Genomic DNA, 4,885 nt, shown 5'->3' with positions numbered 1-4,885 from the left:
TATATTAAATACGAGTATTTAGTTATTTGGGAAAGGGAGTATGGAGTCGGGAGTCGGGAGTCGGGAGTCGGGAGTAGGGAATCGGGAGTCGGGAGTCGGGAGTGGGGAATCGGGAAGAAATAGGTGTGTCTACTTCATTAATAGTAAGCATTCAGTAGTCAGCAGTCAGCGGTCAGGAGTCAGCGGTCAGCGGTCAGCCTTTGCCTGAGCGCTGATAGCACCTAAAGTAGCACCTAAAGTAGCCCATAGGCTGATAGCTGATGGCTGATAGCGGATAGCTGATAGCGGATAACTGATAGCTAATAGCTGAGAACTGATACGCGACACGCTAATAGCTAATAGCTGATAGCTTACCCTTTAGTGCAGAAGTGCTGCAGAAAAAATATTTCGATGGGCTTGTCGAGTCTTGATTAAGTCGGCTTTGATCGAAATATCCGCACTCACATTCTGCATACATCGCTAATGATCAATTTTCAGCTGCCATGGTCTGATCGCGGCCATACCTCTGAATCTTCTGTGAAGAAAAAACACTGTAATGGTTCAATAGGTCAAATTAAAAAAATCAGACAGGGTGCTCTAGGTAGTCTCTTTGTGACTCTGTTTTGGGCAATTACCCCACCAGTTTTTGCCGCTGAGTATCTCACTCTACGCTTAGGGCCATTTGAGCAATCTGTCGCTATCAAGGAATTAGAAACGTTTGCTGAGACAGGGGAGTTATCACCAGCACTGCAACCCTATCGAGATATCCTCACGCCACAGATTCGGAAGATTTTGACCAATAGCCTCAAACTCAACCCTAAGACCACAGAAACCTTTATCAATGACCTTCTCCTCTCCAGCGATGGCGCACGGTTGTTGGACAGACTAGGGTTAGCACTCCCCGATAGTAGTTTAGAGCAATTAAAAGCTGCTCTGTTGTTAGGAGCAAGGCAAGTTAATGGTTTAAGTGTGCTGAGTTTCTTACGGGCTTACCCAGGAGAAAAGATCACTTTGGATGCTTCGTCTGCTGTTGGGATTGCCCTACAACTTAATGCCTCTTATTGGAAAAGTTTAGCAGTTGGTCCGATCTTAGAGCAAGATTTGGCTGTTGCGGACGCTGCCACCTTTCGCCCTAGATTTGACCCTGCTACTTCCGGTCCCCAATTGGTTAAACAGCGTAAACTAAGACTAAGAGACCGACAACGGCAACGTACTATTATTGTAGATCTATACTGGGCTGAGGATACCACTGGACCAATGGTAGTTCTCTCCCACGGATTTGCTGCAGACCGCAAATTTCTGAGATATTTAGCACGCCATCTAGCCTCCCATGGCCTTACTGTAGCTTCCCTAGAGCATCCTGGCAGCAACTTTACCAGGATTAACAGTTTGTCAGCACCTGGTAAACTTGGGGATTTGTTACCTCCGGGGGAGTTTATTGACCGTCCCAAAGATGTCAGCTTTCTCCTGGATGAGTTGGCTGACATCAACGATAGATATTCTACCATGCTTGGTAAACTGAATACTCAACAAGTTACAATTATTGGTCATTCCTTGGGGGGCTACACGGCTTTAGCGTTGGCTGGGGGAAAACTCAATTTAGAGGAACTGCGACGGTTTTGTAAAAATCGCTCTCCTGTGGGCAGATCCCCAGCAGATTGGTTCCAATGTGCAGCGGCTGATTTACCAGAAGACGAGGTTAATCTTACTGATCAGCGAGTGGTGCAAGCGATCGCTTTGAATAGTGTAACCGGGCGTTTGTTTGGTACTAAGGGTTTGCGTCAAGTTACTGTACCAACCTTAATGTTAACGGGCACAGAGGATGCCATTACACCAGCTCTAGACCATCAGTTACGGTCTTTTAATCAGTTGGGGGGTTCTAAGTATTTGATTAGCGCCATTGGTGGCACTCACCTCAGTGTGACTGACCCGAAGAATCTTAACGATGCGATCGCTAGAAGTACGTTAGTCAAAGAAGTGGTTGGAGACGATGCCCATAGCCTGCGGCAACTGGTCAAAGGTGTAAGTTTAGCCTTTATTAAGCAGCTAACTCCAGAAGCTGAACGCTATGAACCATTTTTAACCCCAGCCTACGCTCAATCTCTTTCGAGTCCCAAAATTTCCTTGCGTCTGAGTAAAAAATTACCCCCTACGATAGCGACTTGGTTTCAAGTTCTATCCGTGGGAAATCAGCAGGTTGCTATTAACTTTAAGGACGTAAATTATGGGTCGATCAGCTCAAATAAATTCTATTTTTATCCTAACACTAAAATGATGACTCCGAATAGTTTTTGCATTGGACAGCTGAATCAATTGTTCAATAAACTTATCAACAAGTACCGCGAAAAAGCAACTCGCATCAGTTAAGCTATATAGTTTTAGGGAGTCGGGAGTCGGGAGTCGGGAGTCGGGAATAGGGAATAGGGAATAGGGAATAGGGAGTGTGGGGAGATGGGGAGATGGGGAGATGGGGAGATGGGGAGTCAGATCAGTAGACCTCTTGCATAAGTCTCATAAACCGTGGGTGTTGACAAGGCAAAAGGCATGCATACAAAAGGGATAGATTTTGATTTCATATTTATTTTTGCAAGAGGTCTAGTTTTCCCGATTCCCGATTCCCGATTCCCTACTCCGGATTCCCGATTCCCGATTCCCGATTCCGGATTCCCGATTCCCGATTCCCGATTCCCTTAATTAATTGATAGTTGACAATTTTAAAGTTTTGTAACTTATGGCCAATATGGCAAGACTTTTCTATTAGCTATGGGGGAAGTTTATATAAACAATCAATAGAAATAAATTGGATATATGGCTATCATGGAAATCTCTGATTTAGGTTTCACCGAGAGGTTAGAGAGTGACAGCTTTGTTTCTGACAGTAGTGATCATAAAATAACTGATGTTGTCGGTGGTACAAGTCGCAGGATTCGTTGGCCTCATAATGATCAACCGCAGCAGGAGCCTACGACAATTGTGAGCATACCCATAAAATTACCGTTTTGTCCTCTTTTCTTATTTCCTGATGGCACTATCGGGCATAAGTGTTTTGATACTGATGATAGTCATTAGGTAAGCATTCAGCTATTAGCTATCAGCCTGTCGCGTATCAGCTATCAGCATTAAACTATCAGCATATGCGCTACGCGCACGCTACTTGAGGTGCTTTTGAATCAAATAAGTTGTTCAGCATTTAGATTGGGATACCTAAATTCCTAAAAGGGAACAGGGAACAGCGGATCACCGGAACAGGGAAAAACTAATTTAAATGCGCATCAGCTTAGGTAACCATTTGTTTAATAGTCACGAAAGTCACAGCGCTTGTGGCCTCTGCCACAAAGCTGAAAGCTGACCGCTGAGGGCTGACCGCTGAGGGCTGAAGTCATTAGTGATTAAACCCAGCCAACCACATCTTTGATTTGATAGATCGCTAGCTCCCGGTCAATATGTTTCTTGGCTTTAAGAATCGGACTGTTAGGATTTTTGTACCAGCGCTGGGAGCGGAAACAAAAACCATTGGCTGTTATTACCTCCCAACTATAGCGAGTGCGATCAATCAATAACCAGATTTCATAGGAGTGATAGGTCTGTCGGGGAAATTTAAGAATACCAATTTCTAGCAGAATGCTCATGCGCATCCGCGATCGCTCTATACGTTTGAGTAATTCCAGAAAACACAATGCTGCCCGTTTAGCCGCCTCATGAGTTGGGTAACGGTAGCGATCGCGGGGTTCAAATTTGAAGTCTCGACTACTAAGGCGGAAATGAAACTTGCCTGAAGCATCTTCGACATATATCACACTCCAGGGGGTTTTCGGGTACTTTACACAAAAACCTGGAGCTATTAGTTTAACCGCAGTTGCCATCCTTATCCCTTTGCTAAACCGTTGCTGACAGGATCTTAGCCAAATTTTGATCGATCACCAACAGAGGGTTGCGGTCAATGAGCTTGACCGAAGGTGATTACCGATTACCGATTACCCGTTATTCTCGATTATTCCACAATTGGGCAACGCCCTTTTAGGCGTGTGAGAAGTCAATATCATCCTGGCCATAGGCTTGCCAAGCCAAGTCTACTAAGCCATCAACAATAGCAGCAGCCACTACCGCAGAACCCTTACGACCATCAATCCGAATGTGGGGAATCAAAGAGTCCGTCAACCGAGATTTAGCCACATCCACCTCGACAAATCCCGCAGGTACCCCAATCACCAAGGCTGGTCGAATTTCCTCTGCCTCAATCAACTCCACCAATACTGTTAAAGCTGTCTGAGCTTGACCAATCACAAAAATTCCTTCTGGATAGCGTCTAGCTAAGGTTTGCATCCCCCAGGCTGCCTTAGTCTTTTCTTTTTGAGGACGAGTGAGGGTTTCCATGCTGCAATACACAGGATTAGCAAAGGTATCTTGAATGTGGGGAGTGATCCCTACTTGTACCATTGGCACATCCACTACAATTGTGCTACGAGCAGCTAGAGCTGCTGCTCCTGCTTGTAATGCCCGCTCAGAAAAATGAATCAGAGACTTATACTCAAAGTCGGCTGTGGCATAAATCACCCGCCGCACAATCTCGTATTCCGCTGGTGAAAAGACATGCTCGCCTATTTCACGGTCAATAATTGCCAGACTTTGAGCATCAGTTATATGCCATTCCATGAGGACTCTTCAGACAAACTGGTTGTGATTATTTTGACATTATTATGCTTGCTATAGGGGTTTTCATATTAGGGAACAGGGAACAGGGAACAGGGAATCGGGAATCGGGAATCGGGAATCGGGAATCGGTAACAGGCAATAGGCAAGAGGCAAGAGGCAAGAGGCAATAGGCAATAGGCAATAGGCAAGAGGCAAGAGGCAATAGGCAATAGGCAATAGGCAATAGGGAAAACTGATCTGACTCCCCATCTGA

General features: G+C 45.2%; 7 protein-coding genes and 1 pseudogene. 3 read left to right on the top strand and 5 right to left on the bottom strand.

The window, feature by feature from the left end; genetic code table 11:
* Window positions 1-22: 22 nt before the first annotated feature.
* A complete protein-coding gene (locus tag F6K20_RS24310; protein ID WP_287296326.1) occupies window positions 23-151 on the bottom strand; it encodes a hypothetical protein in 129 nt (42 codons plus the stop codon).
* Between the two features lie 35 nt (window positions 152-186).
* Complete coding sequence (locus tag F6K20_RS24305) at window positions 187-327, bottom strand: hypothetical protein (protein ID WP_287296324.1); 141 nt, start codon at window positions 325-327, stop codon at window positions 187-189.
* Window positions 328-462: 135 nt separating this feature from the next.
* Between F6K20_RS24305 and F6K20_RS24300 the strand changes: the two genes are divergently transcribed.
* The 3 genes from F6K20_RS24300 (at window position 463) to F6K20_RS24290 (ending at window position 3,048) form a co-directional block, all read left to right on the top strand.
* Window positions 463-2,346, top strand: a complete 1,884-nt coding sequence (locus F6K20_RS24300; RefSeq protein WP_008178327.1) for an alpha/beta hydrolase — start codon at window positions 463-465, stop codon at window positions 2,344-2,346.
* Window positions 2,347-2,523: 177 nt separating this feature from the next.
* Window positions 2,524-2,673 (top strand): hypothetical protein, encoded by a 150-nt coding sequence (locus F6K20_RS24295; protein WP_154659649.1) that lies wholly within the window; start codon window positions 2,524-2,526, stop codon window positions 2,671-2,673.
* Window positions 2,674-2,787: 114 nt separating this feature from the next.
* Window positions 2,788-3,048: a hypothetical protein gene (locus F6K20_RS24290; RefSeq protein WP_008178326.1), complete on the top strand. Its 261-nt coding sequence runs from the start codon at window positions 2,788-2,790 to the stop codon at window positions 3,046-3,048.
* A 320-nt stretch (window positions 3,049-3,368) separates the two neighbouring features.
* Here the strand turns inward: F6K20_RS24290 and F6K20_RS24285 are convergent, their stop codons facing one another.
* The 3 genes and pseudogenes from F6K20_RS24285 to F6K20_RS24275 all read right to left on the bottom strand — a co-directional run.
* A complete protein-coding gene (locus F6K20_RS24285; RefSeq protein WP_008178324.1) occupies window positions 3,369-3,842 on the bottom strand; it encodes a hypothetical protein in 474 nt (157 codons plus the stop codon).
* Window positions 3,843-3,996: 154 nt separating this feature from the next.
* Window positions 3,997-4,632 (bottom strand): precorrin-8X methylmutase, encoded by a 636-nt coding sequence (locus F6K20_RS24280; RefSeq protein WP_008178322.1) that lies wholly within the window; start codon window positions 4,630-4,632, stop codon window positions 3,997-3,999.
* Window positions 4,633-4,695: 63 nt separating this feature from the next.
* Window positions 4,696-4,885 (bottom strand): annotated as a pseudogene (locus F6K20_RS24275) (GNAT family N-acetyltransferase); the annotation flags it as partial.

This window comes from Moorena sp. SIO2C4 (genome assembly GCF_010672485.1).
GTDB lineage: Bacteria > Cyanobacteriota > Cyanobacteriia > Cyanobacteriales > Coleofasciculaceae > Moorena > Moorena producens.
Note: the sequence above shows the minus strand (reverse complement) of the source record. Positions and strands in the feature narration are given on the sequence as shown.

What these genes read in the sequence shown, in the direction of transcription:
- F6K20_RS24310 (WP_287296326.1), bottom strand. Translation starts at nt 151, where the DNA reads ATGCTTACTATTAATGAAGTAGACACACCTATTTCTTCCCGATTCCCC.
- F6K20_RS24300 (WP_008178327.1), top strand. Translation starts at nt 463, where the DNA reads ATGATCAATTTTCAGCTGCCATGGTCTGATCGCGGCCATACCTCTGAA.
- F6K20_RS24295 (WP_154659649.1), top strand. Translation starts at nt 2,524, where the DNA reads ATGCATACAAAAGGGATAGATTTTGATTTCATATTTATTTTTGCAAGA.
- F6K20_RS24290 (WP_008178326.1), top strand. Translation starts at nt 2,788, where the DNA reads ATGGCTATCATGGAAATCTCTGATTTAGGTTTCACCGAGAGGTTAGAG.
- F6K20_RS24285 (WP_008178324.1), bottom strand. Translation starts at nt 3,842, where the DNA reads ATGGCAACTGCGGTTAAACTAATAGCTCCAGGTTTTTGTGTAAAGTAC.
- F6K20_RS24280 (WP_008178322.1), bottom strand. Translation starts at nt 4,632, where the DNA reads ATGGAATGGCATATAACTGATGCTCAAAGTCTGGCAATTATTGACCGT.